Annotated in this window: 19 protein-coding genes and 1 other RNA gene; 4 read left to right on the top strand and 16 right to left on the bottom strand. The window is 50.8% G+C overall.

The window, feature by feature from the left end; all coding sequences use genetic code 11:
- Window positions 1-298: 298 nt before the first annotated feature.
- The 14 genes from M0220_RS14930 to rsmI all read right to left on the bottom strand — a co-directional run bounded on the left by M0220_RS14930 (window position 299) and on the right by rsmI (window position 15419).
- Window positions 299-1012, bottom strand: a complete 714-nt coding sequence (locus M0220_RS14930) for a cell division protein FtsQ/DivIB (RefSeq protein WP_030072358.1) — start codon at window positions 1010-1012, stop codon at window positions 299-301.
- Window positions 1009-1950, bottom strand: coding sequence for a D-alanine--D-alanine ligase (locus M0220_RS14925; protein ID WP_264018092.1), 942 nt, complete (start codon window positions 1948-1950; stop codon window positions 1009-1011). Before M0220_RS14925 ends, M0220_RS14930 begins: the two co-directional genes overlap by 4 nt.
- Window positions 1947-3359 (bottom strand): UDP-N-acetylmuramate--L-alanine ligase, encoded by a 1413-nt coding sequence (gene murC / locus M0220_RS14920; RefSeq protein WP_264019235.1) that lies wholly within the window; start codon window positions 3357-3359, stop codon window positions 1947-1949. Before murC ends, M0220_RS14925 begins: the two co-directional genes overlap by 4 nt.
- A 53-nt stretch (window positions 3360-3412) precedes the next feature.
- Window positions 3413-4510 (bottom strand): undecaprenyldiphospho-muramoylpentapeptide beta-N-acetylglucosaminyltransferase, encoded by a 1098-nt coding sequence (gene murG / locus M0220_RS14915; protein WP_264018091.1) that lies wholly within the window; start codon window positions 4508-4510, stop codon window positions 3413-3415.
- An 18-nt stretch (window positions 4511-4528) separates the two neighbouring features.
- Window positions 4529-5710, bottom strand: coding sequence for a putative lipid II flippase FtsW (ftsW, locus tag M0220_RS14910; RefSeq protein ID WP_030072350.1), 1182 nt, complete (start codon window positions 5708-5710; stop codon window positions 4529-4531).
- A complete protein-coding gene (murD, locus tag M0220_RS14905; RefSeq protein ID WP_035536532.1) occupies window positions 5707-7101 on the bottom strand; it encodes a UDP-N-acetylmuramoyl-L-alanine--D-glutamate ligase in 1395 nt (464 codons plus the stop codon). The genes ftsW and murD overlap by 4 nt, the downstream gene beginning before the upstream one ends.
- A 59-nt stretch (window positions 7102-7160) precedes the next feature.
- Window positions 7161-8243: a phospho-N-acetylmuramoyl-pentapeptide-transferase gene (gene mraY, locus M0220_RS14900; protein WP_030072348.1), complete on the bottom strand. Its 1083-nt coding sequence runs from the start codon at window positions 8241-8243 to the stop codon at window positions 7161-7163.
- Window positions 8244-8252: 9 nt separating this feature from the next.
- Window positions 8253-9611 (bottom strand): UDP-N-acetylmuramoyl-tripeptide--D-alanyl-D-alanine ligase, encoded by a 1359-nt coding sequence (locus tag M0220_RS14895; protein ID WP_264018090.1) that lies wholly within the window; start codon window positions 9609-9611, stop codon window positions 8253-8255.
- On the bottom strand, window positions 9611-11104 hold the full coding sequence (locus M0220_RS14890) for a UDP-N-acetylmuramoyl-L-alanyl-D-glutamate--2,6-diaminopimelate ligase (RefSeq protein ID WP_030072344.1): 1494 nt from the start codon (window positions 11102-11104) through the stop codon (window positions 9611-9613). The genes M0220_RS14895 and M0220_RS14890 overlap by 1 nt, the downstream gene beginning before the upstream one ends.
- A 15-nt stretch (window positions 11105-11119) precedes the next feature.
- Window positions 11120-12826, bottom strand: coding sequence for a peptidoglycan D,D-transpeptidase FtsI family protein (locus M0220_RS14885; RefSeq protein ID WP_030072342.1), 1707 nt, complete (start codon window positions 12824-12826; stop codon window positions 11120-11122).
- Window positions 12823-13158: a cell division protein FtsL gene (gene ftsL, locus M0220_RS14880; RefSeq protein ID WP_030072340.1), complete on the bottom strand. Its 336-nt coding sequence runs from the start codon at window positions 13156-13158 to the stop codon at window positions 12823-12825. Before ftsL ends, M0220_RS14885 begins: the two co-directional genes overlap by 4 nt.
- A 2-nt stretch (window positions 13159-13160) precedes the next feature.
- Window positions 13161-14117, bottom strand: a complete 957-nt coding sequence (rsmH, locus tag M0220_RS14875) for a 16S rRNA (cytosine(1402)-N(4))-methyltransferase RsmH (RefSeq protein ID WP_030072338.1) — start codon at window positions 14115-14117, stop codon at window positions 13161-13163.
- 52 nt (window positions 14118-14169) lie between these two features.
- Window positions 14170-14529: RNase P RNA component class A (gene rnpB / locus M0220_RS14870), an RNA gene on the bottom strand.
- Between the two features lie 32 nt (window positions 14530-14561).
- Window positions 14562-15419 (bottom strand): 16S rRNA (cytidine(1402)-2'-O)-methyltransferase, encoded by an 858-nt coding sequence (gene rsmI, locus M0220_RS14865; protein ID WP_264018089.1) that lies wholly within the window; start codon window positions 15417-15419, stop codon window positions 14562-14564.
- Between the two features lie 113 nt (window positions 15420-15532).
- Here rsmI and M0220_RS14860 point away from each other — a divergent pair, with 113 nt between their 5' ends.
- Genes M0220_RS14860 through M0220_RS14845 form a run of 4 tightly spaced genes read left to right on the top strand, consistent with a single transcriptional unit; the run spans window position 15533 to window position 18663 of the window.
- Window positions 15533-17038, top strand: a complete 1506-nt coding sequence (locus M0220_RS14860; RefSeq protein ID WP_030072331.1) for a penicillin-binding protein activator — start codon at window positions 15533-15535, stop codon at window positions 17036-17038.
- Window positions 17028-17417 carry a YraN family protein gene (locus M0220_RS14855; RefSeq protein WP_030072329.1) on the top strand — a complete coding sequence of 130 codons (390 nt, stop codon included), beginning with the start codon at window positions 17028-17030 and terminating at the stop codon, window positions 17415-17417. Before M0220_RS14860 ends, M0220_RS14855 begins: the two co-directional genes overlap by 11 nt.
- 21 nt (window positions 17418-17438) lie before the next feature.
- Complete coding sequence (locus M0220_RS14850) at window positions 17439-18032, top strand: phosphoheptose isomerase (RefSeq protein ID WP_030072327.1); 594 nt, start codon at window positions 17439-17441, stop codon at window positions 18030-18032.
- A 58-nt stretch (window positions 18033-18090) separates the two neighbouring features.
- On the top strand, window positions 18091-18663 hold the full coding sequence (locus tag M0220_RS14845; protein ID WP_030072325.1) for a BON domain-containing protein: 573 nt from the start codon (window positions 18091-18093) through the stop codon (window positions 18661-18663).
- A gap of 100 nt (window positions 18664-18763) precedes the next feature.
- Here the strand turns inward: M0220_RS14845 and M0220_RS14840 are convergent, their stop codons facing one another.
- Together M0220_RS14840 and sspA are read right to left on the bottom strand one after the other, a co-directional pair.
- Window positions 18764-19252: a ClpXP protease specificity-enhancing factor gene (locus M0220_RS14840; protein ID WP_030072323.1), complete on the bottom strand. Its 489-nt coding sequence runs from the start codon at window positions 19250-19252 to the stop codon at window positions 18764-18766.
- Between the two features lie 63 nt (window positions 19253-19315).
- Window positions 19316-19942: a stringent starvation protein SspA gene (sspA, locus tag M0220_RS14835; protein ID WP_009721998.1), complete on the bottom strand. Its 627-nt coding sequence runs from the start codon at window positions 19940-19942 to the stop codon at window positions 19316-19318.
- Window positions 19943-20033 lie beyond the last annotated feature (91 nt).

Below are 20033 nucleotides of genomic sequence, written 5' to 3'. Positions count from 1 at the left end.
AACGATATTTTTGCCTAGCAACTGCGCCAAACTGTTAAAATAATGGTGCTAGAATTCAAAGCAGCATTAATGCTTGTTAAAAAAGCAAGCCACATTTTGATGGGGCCAATTAAGGAAACCCACAAAGAAGCATCTGCCATAGCCATCTTTCATAACATAGTATAGAAACAATACTCGCAATACGACTAGCGACATCTTACGATAATGATCTTCTTAGCCAATTTAAACCCTATTCACGGCTTTTCACTGTTGGCAACCACTTACATTTACCTACTTTTTGCACATTTTAAGCCGTTAACTACTCATCTTCCTCCAAAAAGTCACTCTCTCCGTGCCAAGCAACAGCAACACCGTTAGGGTAACGCAAATCGATATAGCGGATATGCTCACCGAGACGAGCAAGTTCACGCTGCCATGATGCTGAAAGCCTAGCCAACCGGATGTCATGCTGACGTCTTCCCAACATAACCCAAGCTCCGTTACTTAACTGAAGTCGCCATGCACCACGAGGCTCTAAGCGCAACTGGGAAAGTGACAGCGATAACCCCTGGAAGTGGGGTGTTAGGCGTCGATAGTAGGTAAGCACTTCTTCACCGCTTCCGGTCGGCCCCGCCAGATCGGGCAACCCCTGAGGAACCTGCAAGGGCGCAAACGCAAATGCCTCTCCTTCGGGGTTAAGCAAAAAATCATCATTCCAGCGGGCCACGGGCGTTTGCTCTACCAGTTCAAACACTAGTGCGTTTGGCCACTCTCTGGAAATTCTTACTTCATGCAGCCAACCAATTCTCAACGCACGCTGGCGCAGCTCACCTAAGTCTGCCGAAAGCCATGTAACCTCTTGAACGAGCGGCGCCAGCTGAGTCTGCAGATAATCGGCACTTACATACTCCCATTCGCCACGTATGGACACACGCTCAATAGGCTTATCTAGCCATAGCCACAATGCTCGGCCACCAGCACCCAGTAACAGTGCTAGCAATATGAGGCCTAACCACGCATTTCGCTTTTTCATGAGTAGCTGCGTTGAGCCGCAGTGTTCAATATGCGCAATACCAGCTGATCAAAATCTATTCCCGCATGCGCTGCTGCTTGCGGCACTAAGCTATGATCTGTCATTCCTGGCACTGTATTAACTTCAATCAGCCAAAACTTGCCCATTGCATCGCGCATCACATCGACGCGCCCCCACCCTTCGCCACCTACCGCATCAAATGCTTTTTCACATAATTCTGCCAAGGCCTGCTCATCAATAGATGGTAAGCCGCTAGGTAGGTGGTACTGGGTGGTGTTAGCAATGTATTTCGCTTCGTAATCATAAAAGCCACCAGGAACTTCAACACGGATGGCCGGCAATACCTCATTATCAAGCAGAGCAACGGTGTACTCTTCACCGACAACGAAACGCTCAGCCATAACACGGGCATCATAGCTCGCCGCTTCATAATAGGCGGCTTCCAATGCTTCCTGGCTCTTAACAATACTAATACCCAGCGTGGAACCTTCATGAACAGGCTTCACCATCATTGGCAAGCCAAGCTGTGCTACCACCGATGCCCAGTCAGACGTGTCGCTCAGCATTACGCTTTCGGGAGTAGGCAACCCAACGGCTTGCCAAACCTGCTTCGTGCGCTGCTTATCCATGCCTAGTGCTGACGCCAGCACCCCACTGCCGGTGTAAGGAAGTCCTAGAAGCTCTAGCGCACCCTGTAATGTGCCATCTTCTCCACCACGACCATGTAAGGCAACAAACACTGCCGTTGGTGCCAGCCGCTCTAGCCCCACCAAACCGCCTTCTTTTGGATCGTAGCCAAGGGCATCAATACCTTGGCGCTTGAGCGCAGCAAGCACCGCGGCACCACTTTTAAGAGACACCTCGCGTTCCGCCGATGTGCCCCCATAAACAACAACGACACGCGCTAAGGGGTCGTTCAGTGACATTGTTTCACTCATAGCTCTACCTTATCCAGCGCCAACTTAGCTTGGGCGAAACGAAGCGAAATACCACCCACATCACCAGCGCCTTGAGTAATGAAAATATCCCCAGGACGCAAAAGTTTGTTTAATAGTGCAGGTAACTCCTGCTTATGCTCAACGAATAAGGGATCAACTTCGCCCCGCTGGCGAATAGACCCCGCAAGCGTACGCCCTTCTGCCCCGGGAATCACAGCCTCCCCAGCGCTGTAAACATCTAATAGAACAAGCGTGTCCACTTGTGAGAGTACTCGAACGAAGTCTTCATAAAGATCGCGGGTGCGACTATAGCGATGTGGCTGATAAAGCATCACTAAACGGCGATCTGGCCAACCTGCCCGTATCGCCTGGATAACCATGTCAACCTCACGGGGATGGTGCCCGTAATCGTCTACTAACATGACCTCGCCATCGCCATTAGGGGCTTTGAAATGGCCATGCACCTGGAAGCGGCGTCCCACGCCAGCAAAGCCTGCCAGACCACGTAAAATGGCTTCGTCGCCCACCCCTGCGTCCGTTGCCACCACAATAGCAGCCATCGCATTTAGTGCGTTGTGACGTCCTGGCATCGCTAATCGAATAGCAAGCGGAGCAGCCTCACCAGGGCGTATTGCGGTAAACGATACTTCACCCGCCTGTTGAGTAAAATCCACAATGCGGTAGTCAGCATCTTCATCGAAACCATAGGTCACAAACTGTCGTTTCACCTGATCACGCAACGATCGGATATTTGCATCGTCAATACACAACACAGCCAGCCCGTAAAACGGCAAATTGTGAAGAAACTCAATGAATGTGCTTTTTAGCCGCTCAAAATCACCACCATAGGTGGCCATATGGTCTGCATCTATATTCGTTACAATAGAGACCATCGGCTGAAGATGAAGGAATGATGCATCAGACTCATCAGCCTCAGCGACTAGATAATCGCCCTCTCCCAAGCGCGCATTAGCGCCCGCGCTGGTAAGCTTTCCACCAATCACGAAGGTAGGGTCTAGCCCGCCTTCCGCCAGCAGCGTTGCTGTCAAACTAGTGGTGGTTGTCTTACCGTGTGTTCCAGCAACAGCAATGCCATGGCGGAAACGCATTAGCTCGGCCAGCATTTCAGCACGCCTTACTACTGGCACACGATGCTCATGGGCCCAGCGAATTTCAGGATTCGTTACATCAATAGCGCTGGAGACAACGACGACATCAGCCCCCGCCACATTCTCTTCAGAATGACCGATAGCAACGTTAACACCACACTGACGAAGGCGTTCAATGACATTTGATTCCTTCATATCGCTGCCGCTGACGCTGTAGCCCTGATTAGCAAGCACCTCAGCGATTCCACACATACCTGCGCCACCGATGCCAACAAAGTGCAAACGCTTAATACGGCGCATACCCGGGCCACTTGGACGGACACCTGAGTGCAACGCGTTATTAATAGAATCGGTCACGCAGTCTCTCCTTGTTTAACCAACGCTAGACACCCCTCTGTAAGCCGTTCAGTCGCATCTAAGTAGGCGTTCTGCCGAGCTTTAGAAGCCATCTCTGATAATACGCTTGGAACTAATAGCTCATCCAAATAGTGTGTTAATCGCTCGGGGGTAAGCTCAGACTGTTTAACACAAAGCGCCGCCCCGGCTTTTACTAAAACATCAGCATTGACCCGCTGATGATCATCAACAGCAAATGGAAACGGCACTAGCAAGGCGGGCTTTGCAGCAGCGGCAAGCTCTGCCACTGTTAGTGCTCCGGCACGGCAAACGACTAAATCTGCCCACTCATATGCGGCCGCCATATCATCAATAAAGGGAGTAACATCTGCCACAATTCCATGCTCAACGTAGGCGCTTGCCGTCGCCACATCTCGGTCTTTGCCAGCTTGGTGGCGAACATCAGGGCGACGCTCAGGAGGTAAACCTGCCAACCCAGGCGGCAAGCGCTCATTCAGTGCCACCGCCCCTAGAGAGCCCCCAACAACTAATAACCGTAGCGGTCGAGCGGCTAGTTCAGAAGCACTCCTAGGATGCTCACCCAGTGCAGCAATATCTTCTCGCACGGGATTGCCAATCACTTCTGCCTTGTCACCAAAAGCCTCGGTAAACGCCGCGTAAGTACGTGTCGCTAACTTCGAGAGCACTTTATTAGTCAGCCCAGCAATAGCATTTTGTTCATGTATCACCAATGGCACCCTGGAAAGCCATGCCGCCAGCCCACCTGGGCCACTGGCAAATCCACCCAACCCAACCACCACATCAGGATTGAAGCGACGAATTACCTTCCGTGCTTGCAGTACAGCTTGGGAAAGATTCAGCGGCGCTTTCAGCCAGCCAACTACTCCTTTACCACGCAGACCGCTTATGTCGATGGTATGAAGCGTAATACCTGCTTCTGGTACCAAGCGATTTTCGATCCCTCTTGGGCTTCCCAGCCATTCAACATCGACATTGTGAGCATTGAGCGAACGTGCTAAAGAAAGCGCCGGGATAACATGACCACCGGTACCCCCTGCCATAATTAAAATGCGTCGACGTGCGTTCGTCGTCACAAACAACTCCTTGAGTAGTCACGATAACCGAGGTTCATGACGTGATTTATAGGGCGTCGATAGACGACGAGGCCGGTGACGCGTTTCGGCATCAACGCGTAGCAATAAGCCAATCATCATACCGGTTACCAATAAACTTGAACCGCCATAGCTAATCAGTGGCAATGTTAACCCTTTCGTTGGCAACAACCCTGAACTTACCGCCATGTTAATAAATGCCTGCGCTGCAATAACAAAACCTATGCCATAGCTGACATAGGCGCCGAACAAGTGGCCCGCCAACTCTGCACGCCGCCCAATCAACATCGCGCGGATAATCAGCAATGTGAACAGCAGTACCACAAGGATAGCGCCAATCATGCCAAGCTCTTCCGCGATCACGGCAAATATAAAGTCCGTGTGGGCTTCCGGAAGATAGTGGAGCTTTTGAACACTATTACCTAAACCAGTACCGGTCACGTGTCCACGACCAAACGCAATCAGTGCCTGAGTCAGTTGATAACCAGTCGCAAACTGATCCGCCCACGGATCTAGAAAGCTAGTCCAGCGCGCTAACCGGTAAGGCTCCATCACCACCATCATCACAGCTCCCGCAGCTAATACGCCACCGCTACCGAAGAGCAAGGTAAGTGAGGCACCACTCATCATTAACATACCAATAACGCACACGGTATAGACCACCATGCCACCAAAATCGGGGGCGAGGAACAGTAATCCCGCAGGAACAGCCAGTACCGCTAAAGGTCGCCACATACTTAAAGCACGACGGCGCAGGTCATAGGTAAAACGAGACATGAACGCTGCCATGTAAAAAATCAAACCAATTTTTCCCAGCTCGGAAACCTGCAAGCTAGGCAAGGGGCCAGGCAGTGAAATCCAGCGCTTACTACCATTGACCTCTTGACCAATCAATAGCACTAGCGCAAGCAACAAAATACTGATCAACAAAAATAACGCCGCGTTTTGACGCCACGCCTCCAGAGGGACACACAGCATGAAAAAGCAGGCTAGAACGGCCAATAATAAAAAGATCCCATGCTGCCGAGCATAGTGATAGCTATTTTCAAGTAGCCCTACTGATGCCGAACTAACCATTACCCAACCCAAGCCAGCTAATGCTATGGCAGCAATAATCAGCCACACATCAGTGGGTAAATGGCGCGTTGTCAGCGCATCGCGAATACGCTGGACTCTGCTCATACCCTACTCCCTGAGTCGTTATGCTGAAGCTGCTTTTGCTCGACCCAAGACCGAAAAGCATCGCCTCTAGCTTGATAGTTTATAAATTGATCTAGGCTTGCACAGGCGGGCGATAACAGCACGCAATCGCCGGGTTCAGCAATTTCCCAAGCGATTTCCATTGCTAGAGTTAAATCGTTAACTACTTGTACTGAAACAGACGATGACAACGCCGACTTAAGGCGATGGGCATCAATACCAAACAGCAATACGGCTTTGGCGCACTCTGCTAAAGGGGCTGCCAACGGTGTGAAATCTGCCCCCTTACCAACGCCACCGGCTAATAATATTACTTTACCCTCAAGCGACGCACTAATGCCTTGTATCGCGGCTAGCGTGGCGCCAACGTTAGTACCTTTTGAATCATTCACCCACAAAACGCCATTAACTCGTGCAATGACTTCGCTACGGTGGGGCAACCCTTTAAAAGAAGCTAATGCCTGGCACATAGACACTTTTGCGAAGCCTAACGCACTGCCCATTGCCAGCGCTGCCAGTGCATTGGCATAGTTATGCAGACCAGCAATGGCTAATTTTTCTGTACCAAGCCAGGCAACATCACCATGAAACAGCGTTAGCTCGCCGTCCTTTTGAGCAACTCCCCAGTCATCACCCTCAGGCGCAGAAGCCTTAAAACGCTGGACATGAGAGACTGACACCTCTGGCCAAGTGAGGGGATCATCTGCATTGACAATAGCTGTTTGCGCACCATAGAAAATACGCTGTTTGGCGCGATGGTAACCCGCCATATCACCATGTCGATCTAAATGATCTTCACAGATATTTAAAAAAGCAGCCACTTTAGCGCTCAGACGAGGCGTTGTTTCTAGCTGAAAACTTGAGAGTTCAAGGATGTAAAGCTCGGCATTTGGACAATCAGCTAATAAATCCAACGCTGGCGTGCCTAAATTGCCACCCACGGCAGCGTTCACACCCGCAGCGCTAGCCATCTCACCCAATAGCGTAGTGACCGTTGACTTAGCATTAGAGCCAGTAATGGCAGCAATTGGTGCATTGACAGCCCGCACAAACAAGGCAATTTCGCCTACCAGCATAGGTTCACCCGTTGCTGGATTATAACGCTCTAACAAGCCTTCAAGCCCTGGTGAATGAGGGTCTACACCAGGACTAATAACCACTTCGTGGGCATTCGTAAAATCAAGCGCCGTCAATGGGCCACAATAAACCTCAATATCCGGATATTGCTTCTGAAAATCGTCTAATCCTGGGGGGGCTGCTCGTGTATCTGCCACCATAAATAGCATGCCTTGACGCGCCAAATGACGACAAATAGCTTGCCCAGAGATACCAAGACCAATAACAACAGTGACTCCATTTGCGACACGCACGATGACCGGCTCCTTTACACATCACGCTAATAGCAGCAACACTGCCACTACTACCTTGCTAATCATCGAACTTTCAGCGTAGCAAGCCCTAACAACACCAATACAACGGTAATAATCCAAAAACGAACAATTACCCGCGGCTCTGGCCATCCCTTCAACTCATAGTGGTGATGCAAAGGTGCCATACGGAAAATACGCCGACCGGTAAGCTTATAAGAGCCGACTTGGAGAATCACTGAGATCGTTTCAAGCACAAAAATGCCGCCCATGATAAACAGCACAATTTCTTGGCGCACAATAACAGCCACGACGCCTAGCGCGGCACCAAGTGCCAGCGCCCCCACATCTCCCATAAACACCTGAGCCGGATAGGTGTTGAACCACAAAAACCCCAAGCCAGCGCCAGCAATAGTGGCACAAAAAACGGCTAACTCGCCGGTACCATGAATAAAAGGAATATGCAGATAGTTAGCAAACACAGCGTTACCACTTGCATAAGCAAAGACCGACAAGCCCATAGCCACGAGCACGGTGGGCATGATTGCCAAACCATCAAGACCATCAGTGAGGTTAACTGCGTTAGAACTGCCGACGATCACAAAGTAGGTCAGCACGATATAGAACACGCCAAGGGGTAGCGCGACATCTTTAAACATTGGGATCAATAGGCTAGTTTCAGCCGGTGTAGCAGCGGTAAAATAAAGCACCACAGCAGCACTAATCCCCACCACCGACTGCCAGAAGTACTTCCAGCGCGCGGGAAGTCCACGTGGGTTCTTTTCGACAACTTTACGATAATCATCGACCCAACCAACAGCACCAAAGCCTAATGTGACCAGTAGCACTACCCAAACATAATGGTTAGTTAAATCGCCCCAGACCAGCGTACTGATAGCAATCGCCAACAAAATCATTGCCCCACCCATGGTGGGTGTACCTGCTTTAGACAAGTGAGACTGGGGGCCATCATCACGTATCGCTTGACCAATTTGGCCTTCCACTAACCGACGTATCACCCAGGGGCCAAGCCACAGGCATAACATGAGCGCTGTTAGCGCTGCGAGAATGACACGTAAGGTTAAATAGTTAAAAACTTGGAAAGCAGACTGATATTGGGCTAGAAAATTCGCCAGGTGAAGTAACATGAACGGCGCTTACCTTGTTTCATCCGCACGTAGCGCAGCAATGACATTTTCCATGCCGGCACTACGCGACCCTTTCACCAATAGCGTGGTGTTAGGCGGCAGAGTATTAATAACATGACGCACTAGCGTCTCGTGGTCGTCAAAATGCAGCCCGCGACCGAAGGCTTCACTTGCTGAACGGGCGGCCTCGCCATAGGTCAGTAAGGTGTCGATACCCAATGACGCTGCGTAACGACCAATTTCAGCATGCAGGGCATGCGACTCGCAGCCCAATTCCCCCATGGCGCCAAGCGCGCACCAGCGAGGCGTAGGAAAGTTTACTAATGCATCCAAAGCCGCTTTTACCGCACCAGGGTTTGCGTTGTAGGTATCGTCCAACAAGGTTGTGTTGCGCACGCCTGGTACGATGCTTAAGCGCCCTGACAGCGAGGAGAGTTCAGACAGCCCCGCCGCCACTTGCTCTGGCGCAACACCTAACGTAAGAGCCGCCGCAGCGGCTGCCAAAGCGTTACTCACATTATGCTTACCAATCAACGGGAGCCTTACGTTTCCTACTATTTGCCCACGCTCAACAAGCGTAAAAGCATACCGTCCGAAAGAGTCGCAGGAAAGTGCCGACGCGTGAACGTCCGCATCGCCATGTAAGCCATAGCTTACAATTCTCTTATCTCCTGCACAGGCCGCCCAAAACTCAAAATAGCGGTCATCACGGTTTAGCACTGCAGTACCGCTTTCCGCTAGCCCCGTTAATATTTCACTTTTAGCTTGGGCTATTTGTCCCATACCACCAAATTCTCCAACGTGCGCCCCTGTCACATTGGTAATAATGACAACATTTGGGGAGGCCAGTTGACTGGTCCAGGCAATTTCGCCCAAATGGTTTGCACCCAACTCAATCACGCCTACCTGATGGTGCGTTGCTAAACGTAGCAACGTTAGCGGCGCACCAATGTCATTATTTAAGTTTCCTTCAGTAGCAAGCACATGGCCTAAGGGTGAAAGAAGTGAAGCCGTCATCTCTTTCACCGTTGTCTTACCACTATTACCAGTGACCGCTACCAGTGGTAGATCGCAGTGCTGTCGCCAAGCCCGCGCTAGCAAGCCAAGCCCTAAGCGTGTGTCGGCGCAGACCAATTGGTGCAGCAAGCTACTGACTGGGCGTTCAACCAAAGCGGCCACAGCACCTTTCTCAAGCGCCTGTTCAACAAAATCATGACCATCAAAACGCGGCCCCTTCAAAGCCACAAATAGACAACCAGGAACGATATGGCGCGTATCGGTGATTACCGCTGTCACCGATAACTCGTATAAGGCTTGGGGAAGTGAAAGCTTTAGCGCTGAGGCAATACTAGCTAACGACCAGTTCATCACATGGCAGCCCTAAGTTTGAAAGCTTTTAACACTTGTTCGCTATCTTGGTAATCGTGACGAACGCCGCCGATATGTTGATAGGACTCATGCCCCTTTCCTGCCACTAAAATAACGTCTTGTGTATCGGCATGCTGAACCGCATGCCAGATCGCTTGGCTACGATCACCTATTTCCATAAATTCAGCTGCAGCAGAAAAACCCGACACAATTTGTTGGCGAATTTGTTCAGCAGACTCATTACGCGGATTATCATCAGTAACAATCACATAATCAGCCCGCCGCTCCGCCACAGCAGCCATCTCGGTACGCTTACCCGCATCACGCTCACCACCACAACCAAACAAACACCATAACTTCCCAGTGCTCCCTAAATGCTCTTTCAACGCGTCGAGGGCATTAGATAATGCATCCGGCGTGTGGGCATAATCGATAACAACACTGGGCGCATTAGCCTCGCGGTATAGCGCCATGCGTCCAGGGACAGGTTCCAACTCAGCTGCTAATTCAAACAATTGGTCTAATGGTTCGCCCAACCCATAGAGCACACTCATAGCTAGCAACACATTGTCTAGATTAAACCGTCCCATCAAACTTAAATTAAGCGCTTTTTCACCTTCAGGCGTAGCAATAAGCGCCTGCTGGCCGTGTTCGTGTGGATGCCAATCTAGCACGCGAAGCGTTACAGCCTCATCACTGCCCACCGCCAAAACACGCACGCCACTATCACACCCTGCCAGCATCAGTCTCGCAAGAGGGTCATCCGCATTGACAACAGCAAGCACCAGCTCAGAGCGACGAAACAGCTTCGCTTTTGCAGCGGCATAAGCCACCATGCTGCCATGATAATCAAGATGATCGCGAGTTAGGTTGGTAAACACCCCTGCTGTGACGTTTACAGCATCTAAACGACGTTGTTCAAGGGCGTGCGAAGAGGCTTCAAGCGCAACACGTGTTACCCCTTGATGTGCTAGGTCAGCCAAAATTTCTTGCATTGCCAATGAGCCCGGCGTGGTAAGACCTGTATCGACCAGTTGACCAAGGCGACCAACACCTAATGTCCCTATTACCCCAGCGGGTTGGCCAAGCAACTCACTTAACGCTGCAATGTAATGCGTAACCGAGCTTTTTCCATTGGTGCCAGTTACCCCTATTACCTGGAGGTCATTGGGAACACCAAATAGCGCGCGACCCAGCTCACCAAGCCGGATGGATAGGTGTGGCAAATAGAGTATGCCTCCCTCTAGTGTAACGCGGCCTTCTTTTGCATGCGCTAATACAAGCGAAGCACCTGCTGCCAGCGCTTGGTCAACAAATTCATAACCATCACGCTGGCTTCCTGGGATAGCCACGAACACATCGCCCATCGCCAACTTGCGCGTATCAGTTACTAAGCGAAGCTGTTCCGGCAATATAGGCATCGGCTCAGGCAACACGGCATTAGGCCACACCTGCTTTAACGCTACCCATAACCTCTCTGGGGTCAACTTCATGCAATCTCCTTAATGCTACTCGACCTCATGATCAGGTGGCACGTCCAGCAAACGTAGGGCATTACCTGTAACGCTAGAGAACACCGGGGCAGCTACTGCCCCACCATAAAACTGGCCAGCCCGAGGGTGATCAATCATAACAACAGTAACAATACGCGGGTCAGAAATAGGGGCAATACCAGCAAACACACTCCGATAGGCATCGGTCGAATAGCCCTGCTGTCCCGTTTTGCGAACAGTTCCTGTTTTACCGCCCACGCGATAACCTTCAACCCGGGCGCGACGTCCGCCAGAATAGGCACCCACTGACGTTTCTAAAATATCCAACAGATCGTTGGCAACACTTGGTGATATAGCGGGAATGCCTTGGGGTGGCTCAGACAATCTAAGCAGTGACGGGGGCAGACGTTCGCCATTATTTGCCAACGCGGTATAGGCACTGGCAAGCTGCAGCGCAGACACCGACAACCCATACCCATAAGAAAAGGCTGCTCGCTCACTTCGCGACCAACGCACCGGAGCTGGTAAACTTCCGGTAGATTCCCCAGGAAAACCAGTACCAGGGCTTTGCCCCAAACCAAGCTGATTATATTTTTCCCAAATAGCAGTATCGCTGAGCTGCAACGCAAGACGAGACATACCAATATTCGAAGATTTCTCAAGAATCCCTGCTAAATCAAGCTCGCCGTAATTACGGATATCTCGAATAGTGAACTGATCAATGCGCATCCACCCAGGCGAGGTGTCCACCACGACATTTCGATTCACAACACCACTTTCAAGAATCGCCGCCATTGCTAACGGTTTCATCACCGAGCCAGGCTCAAATACGTCAACCAACGCTTGATTCCGCAGCCCTCGTGGGTCGAGCCCCGCTCGATTATTGGGGTTATAGGAAGGTAAATTAGCCATTGCCAACACTTCACCGGAACGCGCATCAAGCATAACGAGCACTCCCCCATCCGCCTCATGTTCCGCGACGGCAGCGCGCAGTTCTCGATACGCCATATACTGAATGCGCTGATCAATCGCCAACGTCAGCTCACCACCAGGTTGTGCCTCACGAATTACACCCAGCTCGCGAACTAATCGACCTCGTCGATCTTTAATAACGCGGCGCTGACCCGGTCGGCCAGCTAAATAGGGCTGATAAGCAAGCTCCAAGCCCTCTTGACCAACATCATCAACATTCGTCACCCCCAATAATTGCGCTGCCACCTCGCCTGCTGGGTAGTACCGCTTATATTCACGCTGGGGATAAACACCAGGAACACGTAGGTCTAGAACACGCTGAGCTGCCTCTGGTGTCATTTGACGGCGCAAATACATAAACTCTCGGTTACTAAAACGAGCAACACGTGATTCAAAATCGTCTAACGAAAGGCCTAGGGCTTGGGCTAACATTAATCGCTGGATAACATCAGTGGGCAGCTCTTGTGGATTTGCCCAAAGCGTCACAACAGGAGTAGAGATAGCCAGTGGCTCACCATTGCGGTCAGTAATCATACCGCGGTGCGCCGATATTGCTTCATGGCGAAGCGTTCGGGCATCACCCTGACTTTGTAAGAAAGGCCGGTCGATCACCTGAAGTAGAGTAATTCGGCCAATAAGGATGACCGAAGCCAACCCAACAATAATAAGAATAAACAAAAAACGACCGCCAGCTAATGGCGGCGCGATAGGCATTTGACGGGATATCCCTCCCCGGCGCTCATGCTTCATGGTCGGATTACCTCGACGTCATTCACATCGGGAATACGCATTTCAAGCCGTTCCGTAGCAATTTGTTCTATGCGGGCCGGGGTAGACCACGCTCCCTCCTCCAACAGCAACTGCCCCCACTCTGTCTGCAGCTGGTTTTTTTCCTGCTCTAATTGCTGTAATTGCGCATATTGAACTCGCGTCATATGCGTCGTAGCAACCACGAAACCACCGGTCACAACACACGCCATAAACAGTACAACAAGGATAACCGGCCAAGCGCGCAAACGTAGCTTAAAAGGCCATTCGGTGCGCAGCGTTGACGCCCAACGCTCAATCCGATCCATGCTCATGATCACACTCGTTTACGGGCGGCTCGCATGACGGCACTGCGCGCCCGGGGGTTAGCGTCTACCTCTTCATCACTTGGGCGCATTCCTTTACCCAATGCTTCAAGACGGCGATTTAGCTGATCATCGCGAATTGGCACGCCCCGTGGCAAGTGCGTATCACCACGAACGTGATGGCGAATGAAACGTTTTACACGACGATCTTCAAGCGAGTGGAAACTAATTACCACCAGATGACCGCCAGGTGCTAACGCTTCTAAGGCCCCTTCAAGGGCTGCATCAAGCTGATCCAACTCACCATTTAAATAAATACGCAGCCCCTGAAACGCTTTGGTAGCGGGGTGGCGCCCCTTTTCCCAAGCAGGGTGAGCCGTCTTTAAGACGTCTGCCAGATCAACGGTGTGCGTAAAAGGCTTTTCTATACGCCGCGCAACAACCGCACGCGCTAGGCGTTTCGCGTAGCGCTCTTCTCCATAAAGTTTGAACACATTGGCAATGTCTGCTTCGCTAGCACGGGCTAAAAACGCAGCAGCACTCTCTCCTTGCGTTGGATCCATACGCATATCAAGAGGCCCATTGCGCATAAAACTAAAGCCACGCTCTGGGTCATCCAACTGTGGAGAAGAAACACCAATATCTAACAGTACACCTGAAAGTTTTCCGTAAACCCCTTGCTCTTGCGCATACTCGGCTAAACGTGCGAACTCACGCTGGGTGATTTCAAAGCGAGGGTCTTGGATGTCTTCAGCAGCAGCGATAGCTTGAGGGTCACGGTCCATAGCCATTAAACGGCCCTGATCACTCAAACGCGAAAGAATAACGCGAGAGTGACCACCTCTCCCAAACGTACCATCTAAATAGATACCGTCGGGATTATGAACAAGTGTATCTACCGCCCCTTCTAATAAAACGCTGGTATGGCGAAAATGGGAAGCAACCTGGTCAGCGTCAGGAGAAGGCATGTTAATCTCACACAATGTTAAGAAAGATGCGCACGGCACATCTTTTATGGAAATGGGGAGTCGGCCGATAAGCCGGGTTCTGTCGTGGACAGTCATTCCTCTAGGCGCTGCGTCACCACAGCGCTCAAGCAACCTACCCGGACCCAGCGCGGGCCACGCCATTGGGTCCCTATTTGGTCTTGCTCCGAGTGGGGTTTACCATGCCACGCACTGTTGCCAGGCGCGCGGTGCGCTCTTACCGCACCCTTTCACCCTTACCGGCCTCGAAAGGCTTAGGCGGTCTACTCTCTGCTGCACTTTCCGTCGGCTTACGCCGCCCAGGCGTTACCTGGCACTCTGCCCTATGGAGCCCGGACTTTCCTCCCCTAAACGCCTTTACAAGCAATTTAGCGGCGACTGTCTGGCCAACTCCGGCGGCAAGCATACCAGTGCCATGCCGTTGCCTCAATCCTCACCTTTCAATGCTTGCAATCTTGCATACCACTCTTGCTTACGACCACCTAACATTTTGGCAGCAACCGCAGCTCCCTGCTTAACGCCCACGCCCTCTCTTAGCAATGCGTTAAGCAGGACTTCCGCAGTTATGGACTGCTCATCACTTTGAACGGCTGGCGGTGCCCCAGCGATCATTACGACAAACTCCCCTCGGCTCTGATTCGGGTCTTGCTTAAGCTGACTAAGTAATGATGACGGCGAACCCTGCAAAAAAGTTTCATAGGTTTTGGTTAATTCTCTTGCCAAAACAACCGCCCTTTCAGGCATTTGCTCACACAACGATTCAAGCGTATGTTCAATACGATGAGGTGACTCGTAGAAAACCAGCGTTTCTTCACGCGCCTGCCATTTCTCAAGCGCTTGTCGTCGTGCGCTTGGCTTGGATGGCAAAAAACCACCAAACGTAAATCGATCAGTAGGCAACCCAGCCGCTGACAGCGCACTAATCAGTGCGCAAGGCCCTGGAAGCGGCACAATATCGCGCCCCCTTAGTCGCAATTCCCTAACTAACACGAATCCGGGGTCGCATATCAGCGGCGTTCCCGCATCGCTGATTAAAGCAATATTTTCCCCTGCCATTAGGTAACTATCCAACGTATCGACTCGCCGCGCTTCGTTATGCTCATGCAAAGAAAGCATCGGCGTATTAATGCCTAAATGCGCTAACAAGCGGCTGCTGTGACGTGTATCCTCAGCAGCAATGCGCGATACTTCTGCTAATACCCGTGCAGCACGTGGCGACAAGTCTTCCAAATTCCCAATTGGCGTGGCAACCACGTACAATGTGCCCGGATGTTGGTGTGTCATCGTGACTCCCGATTTGTTAATAGCCGACACTGACGGTGCGCTATGCTTGTGCAATGGTGAATTTATCTGCTCGCTAAGCGACGACAGCGCAAATGAAAACTAAGGAAGGATACATGAAACAGTCGATACGTGGATTTCTAGCCACTGCCTTCATGGCGCTTCTAATCACAGGGTGTGCTATGCAGCCCCCAAGCGTAGTTGACCGCGTCCCGGATCAGGATGCCAGTCAACTGCTTAGTCAAGCGGAGCAGCAAGCCCCAGAGCAAGCCGCCAAAACTCGACTGGAAGCAGCAAACATACTTGCTAGGCAGGGACAACGCGAAGACGCGTTTGACGCCGCTGATGCGATAGATGAAAGCATGCTTACGGAATCAGACCGGGTACGCTGGGCAATGCTTTTCTCTGAACTTGCTCGTAGCCTAGACAACCCCCGCGCGGTACTTCGCGCGACCCAAGTGCTTGATGACGAACTTCCTATGCAAGCTAATCAACAGAATACACTTGCAGAGCGCCAGCAATGGGCACGTCAAGCACTAGACCAAGCAGAGCCTGCGAAAGCGTCTATCCCTGAATTAGAGGGTGTCGACATACAGCGTATTGCAGTGGCACTGCCTGAATCTGGCCCACTAAGTAGTGTAGCTAACGCCATTGCTTCTGCCATGCGCCGTCATCACGACCTCAGCGGCAAAAATGTACAGCTTACTTTTATTGATGCCTCCCAATACTCTCTCGATGAAATTTACCAACGTGCCGAACAAATGAATGCCCAGCTTTTGATTGGCCCAATTGATAAAGATCAAGTCACTCAACTTGAGCAGCGCAATAGCGTGCCGCTACCTACGCTGGCACTAAACTATGGCAACAGTGCCAACAATCAAGCACCTCAGCTCCTTCAGTATGGTTTATCTGCTGAAGATGAAGCTCGCCAAGCAGCTCGCAGAGCCTTTCAGGACGGCCATCGCCAAATGTCCATCATGGTGCCCGACAATGCCTGGGGTAGACGCGTAGGCGAAGCTTTCTGGAATGAATGGCAAAGCCAGGGCGGCGAAATTACCAACGCTGTCCGCTATGATCCTAATAGCGCCGTGGCTAACGCGGTAAAAACAGCCTTAAATGTGAGCGGAGAGCGCGCCCGTCTTGGGAATATCGATGCACTATTTCTACTTGCCCTCCCTGAGTATGCGCGTCAAGTACCTCCCACCATGGACTATTATTACGCCCCTAACCTTCCGATTTATGCTACCTCCCATTTACATGAAGGGCGTTTACAGACTCGCTTGGATCAAGACTTAAATGATGTAATGTTTATCGATATACCCTGGCAAATCCCTGATGCTGCGGTAGGTGGCGAAGAAGCACTGCCCTTTTATTCGACTTATGCAGAGCTTCGCAACGAATCAGACGCTTCAATGTTCCGCCTGATGGCAATGGGTGTAGATGCTTACGAACTTGGCATTCGCCTATCAGACCTGTCGGCCCTTGATGGCATGAATGGAAGCACTGGCACTCTCCGCTTATCTGGTGATGGCAGGGTTTCTCGAGAATTACCATGGGCCAAGTTCCAAAATGGTGTGCCTTCGCCCATTTTGATTCCGGGCCTGCTGAACGATGCCCAATAACCCTCAGAATTCCAATACACCTCAGACGGCACGATTACGAGGTGCAGCCATTGAGCAACAAGCCGCTCAATGGCTGCAACGACATGGTTTAATACTTGTCGCTAGCAACCACCATGTTAAAGGTGGTGAGCTAGACCTAGTCATGAGAGATCGAGATATATTGGTCTTTATTGAGGTAAAACATCGCACCACCACTCGGTACGGTCACCCATTAGAGACGGTCACACCACAAAAGCGAAATCGCTTAATACGAGCAGCCAAGCTGTATATCGCTCGGCATGCTATTTCCAGTCCCTGCCGTTTTGATATTCTAGCAATTACAGGCACGTCGCCCGCACTTGAATTTCAATGGGAAAAGGCTGCCTTTGATGCTTACTGATACATTTACTAGGAAGCCCTAATGGACTTTCAATCACGCATACTTGATCACTTTAACGCCAGCATAGACACCAAGACATATGCCAGCGAAGTGCTGCCGCCTTTTATCGAGGTCGCTAGCCAAATGATGGTTCAGTGCTTAGTTAACGAGGGTAAAGTGCTTGCCTGTGGCAATGGTGGCAGCGCAGGTGATAGCCAACACTTTTCATCAGAGCTATTAAATCGCTTTGAACGCGAGCGCCCCAGCTTACCCGCGCTAGCCTTGACTACCGACACCTCAACACTTACCTCCATCGCAAACGACTACAGTTACAATGAAGTATTTTCCAAGCAGATCAGAGCACTAGGTCAGCCTGGCGATGTTTTACTAGCCATCTCCACCAGTGGCAACTCGGCTAATATTGTTCAAGCTATCCAAGCCGCCCACGACCGCGATATGACAGTGGTCGCACTAACCGGCAGAGATGGCGGCAATATGGCGTCACTACTTGGTCAGGATGACTGTGAGATTCGCGTCCCTGCGACATCAACTGCCCGCATCCAAGAAGTACACCTGCTCGTTATCCACTGTTTATGTGATTTAATTGACGAACAGCTTTTCGGTAGTACTGACTAAGTGGATAGGATCAAAGTGGCAGAAGGCCCACCCAACAACCACGAAAGGAGTCACCCTTATGGCCCTGCGTTATTTTTCACAAAAGATGATTGCCGTTGCGATTGTCAGCACTATTTTTCTTGCTGGATGTGCCAACAATGCTGCCTCTAACCCTTCTAATTATGGTCAGCGTAGCAGCGATGTTGAAGCAGTTGATGCAACCATTGAGCGCGAAACTGAGCGTGCCCTGGCGCGCTCAGATGCTCGGTTAAGAGACGCGCGCATCAAAGCGCACAGCTATAACGGTTCATTGCTTCTTGTGGGCCAAGTGCCGAGCGAAGAGCTGCGCAAAAAGGCAGGCGAAGTAGCAGAGTCTCTCCGTGGCGTCAGCCAAGTGCATAACGAATTAAGCATTGCAGCCAACTTACCTGCCGGCCAACGCTTAACAGATACTTGGCTCACTACCAATGTTATTAGCCAGCTCGCTACAAATGATCGTATCGACTCATCAAAATTGAAAGTGACTACAGAAAATGCAAATGTGTACCTGATGGGTATGGTGACACGCGAGGAAGGTGACCGAATTGTTAATGCCGTATCTTCTGTAGGCGGCATTCAACGTATTGTTAAAGTATTTGATTATATTGATTAAGTAGTACGGCCAACAAAAAAGCCTCGCTTAAGGCAAACCACCAAAGCGAGGCTTTTTGCTGTTAGACTGCAACCACCGACAACGAAGCTAATCGGCTTGCTTACTTGACTACCCTCAGCGTCGGCTTCTTCGTCGCTTTACCAGACGCCTGCGTAGACGTCTTGCCCTCGTTCTCAGGCACTGGCTCTGTTACCGTTAACTCAGGCTTAGACGACTCACCAAGTGAATCAGACAAGTCATCACCTAACTCCGTGTCGTCAAACTCTGCTGCATCCAACTCAGGCTCATGACCAAACACCATGCCAGCACCATTTTCACGGGCGTAAATCGCAATAAGCGCTGGCGTCGGGATCATTACCTGCATCGGCTGACCACTGAAACGTGCACTAAAACCAATCGCTTGATTTTCCATAAACAGATCACGTACAGCGGTAGGCGCAACGTTTAATACAATTTGTCCATTTTGAACAAATTGACGAGGCACTTCTACGCCTGGCTGAGTAGCATCTACCACCACATACGGGGTCAGTTCGTTATCTAATAGCCACTCATAAAGCGCTCTAGCGAGATAGGGACGGCTCGATTTCATAAGGCTTCCCCCTCCTAACAAGTAAGCCTCCTTGCCAAATTAAGGAAAAGAGGCAGTATGAATTCAAGCGCGCATCTCTTTTTCACGCTCGTTTAAAGATGCTTTAAACGCTTCACGTTCGAACACACGTGACATATAGCTTAGTAGTGGCTTTACCTGCTTTTCAGGCAGCTCAATATTCAGCTCAGGCAAACGCCACAAAATAGGCGCTAGACAGCAATCTACAAGCGTAAATTCTTCGCTCATAAAATAGGGCATATCTTCAAAGATGGGCGAAATGCCAATAAGGCTTTCACGCAGCTCTTTACGCGCCTTTTCCGCTTCTTTTTTACCACCTGTGCGTATTTGCTCCAGCATCGGGCACCATTCGCGCTCAATACGGTGCATCCATAAACGGCTTTGCGCTCTCGCCACCGGATAAACAGGCAACAGCGGAGGATGAGGGAAACGCTCATCCAGATATTCCATCATCACTTTAGACTCGTAGAGTACCAAGTCACGATCTAGCAGCGTTGGCACGCTGTTATACGGGTTGAGGTCAGCCAACTCTTCCGGCGGCCGCTCATCGCTGACATCAACGATATCAACCGCCACTCCCTTTTCAGCCAGAACAATGCGCACACGATGACTGAAATGATCATCATTACCCGAGTAAAAGATCATCGACGACCGCTTGGCCACAACACCCATGAAAGCATCCTCACATCAAAACAATCATTGATCATAACATGCCAGAGCTAGCTTATGGGAAGCTAACCCGCTTTGCTTTACGCATGGCTAG

Origin of the sequence: Halomonas qinghailakensis, assembly GCF_025820815.1 — a bacterium.
GTDB lineage: Bacteria > Pseudomonadota > Gammaproteobacteria > Pseudomonadales > Halomonadaceae > Vreelandella > Vreelandella qaidamensis.
Note: the sequence above shows the minus strand (reverse complement) of the source record. Positions and strands in the feature narration are given on the sequence as shown.

Bases quoted from the DNA above. Each gene is read 5' to 3' on its own strand.
- M0220_RS14890 (WP_030072344.1), bottom strand. From the start codon at position 11,104: ATGAAGTTGACCCCAGAGAGGTTATGGGTAGCGTTAAAGCAGGTGTGG.
- M0220_RS14840 (WP_030072323.1), bottom strand. From the start codon at position 19,252: ATGAAATCGAGCCGTCCCTATCTCGCTAGAGCGCTTTATGAGTGGCTA.
- M0220_RS14930 (WP_030072358.1), bottom strand. From the start codon at position 1,012: ATGAAAAAGCGAAATGCGTGGTTAGGCCTCATATTGCTAGCACTGTTA.
- murC (WP_264019235.1), bottom strand. From the start codon at position 3,359: ATGCGCCGTATTAAGCGTTTGCACTTTGTTGGCATCGGTGGCGCAGGT.
- M0220_RS14845 (WP_030072325.1), top strand. From the start codon at position 18,091: ATGGCCCTGCGTTATTTTTCACAAAAGATGATTGCCGTTGCGATTGTC.
- M0220_RS14860 (WP_030072331.1), top strand. From the start codon at position 15,533: ATGAAACAGTCGATACGTGGATTTCTAGCCACTGCCTTCATGGCGCTT.
- ftsW (WP_030072350.1), bottom strand. From the start codon at position 5,710: ATGAGCAGAGTCCAGCGTATTCGCGATGCGCTGACAACGCGCCATTTA.
- rsmI (WP_264018089.1), bottom strand. From the start codon at position 15,419: ATGACACACCAACATCCGGGCACATTGTACGTGGTTGCCACGCCAATT.
- mraY (WP_030072348.1), bottom strand. From the start codon at position 8,243: ATGTTACTTCACCTGGCGAATTTTCTAGCCCAATATCAGTCTGCTTTC.
- M0220_RS14850 (WP_030072327.1), top strand. From the start codon at position 17,439: ATGGACTTTCAATCACGCATACTTGATCACTTTAACGCCAGCATAGAC.
- sspA (WP_009721998.1), bottom strand. From the start codon at position 19,942: ATGGGTGTTGTGGCCAAGCGGTCGTCGATGATCTTTTACTCGGGTAAT.
- M0220_RS14895 (WP_264018090.1), bottom strand. From the start codon at position 9,611: ATGAACTGGTCGTTAGCTAGTATTGCCTCAGCGCTAAAGCTTTCACTT.
- rsmH (WP_030072338.1), bottom strand. From the start codon at position 14,117: ATGCCTTCTCCTGACGCTGACCAGGTTGCTTCCCATTTTCGCCATACC.
- ftsL (WP_030072340.1), bottom strand. From the start codon at position 13,158: ATGAGCATGGATCGGATTGAGCGTTGGGCGTCAACGCTGCGCACCGAA.
- M0220_RS14885 (WP_030072342.1), bottom strand. From the start codon at position 12,826: ATGAAGCATGAGCGCCGGGGAGGGATATCCCGTCAAATGCCTATCGCG.
- M0220_RS14925 (WP_264018092.1), bottom strand. From the start codon at position 1,950: ATGAGTGAAACAATGTCACTGAACGACCCCTTAGCGCGTGTCGTTGTT.
- M0220_RS14855 (WP_030072329.1), top strand. From the start codon at position 17,028: ATGCCCAATAACCCTCAGAATTCCAATACACCTCAGACGGCACGATTA.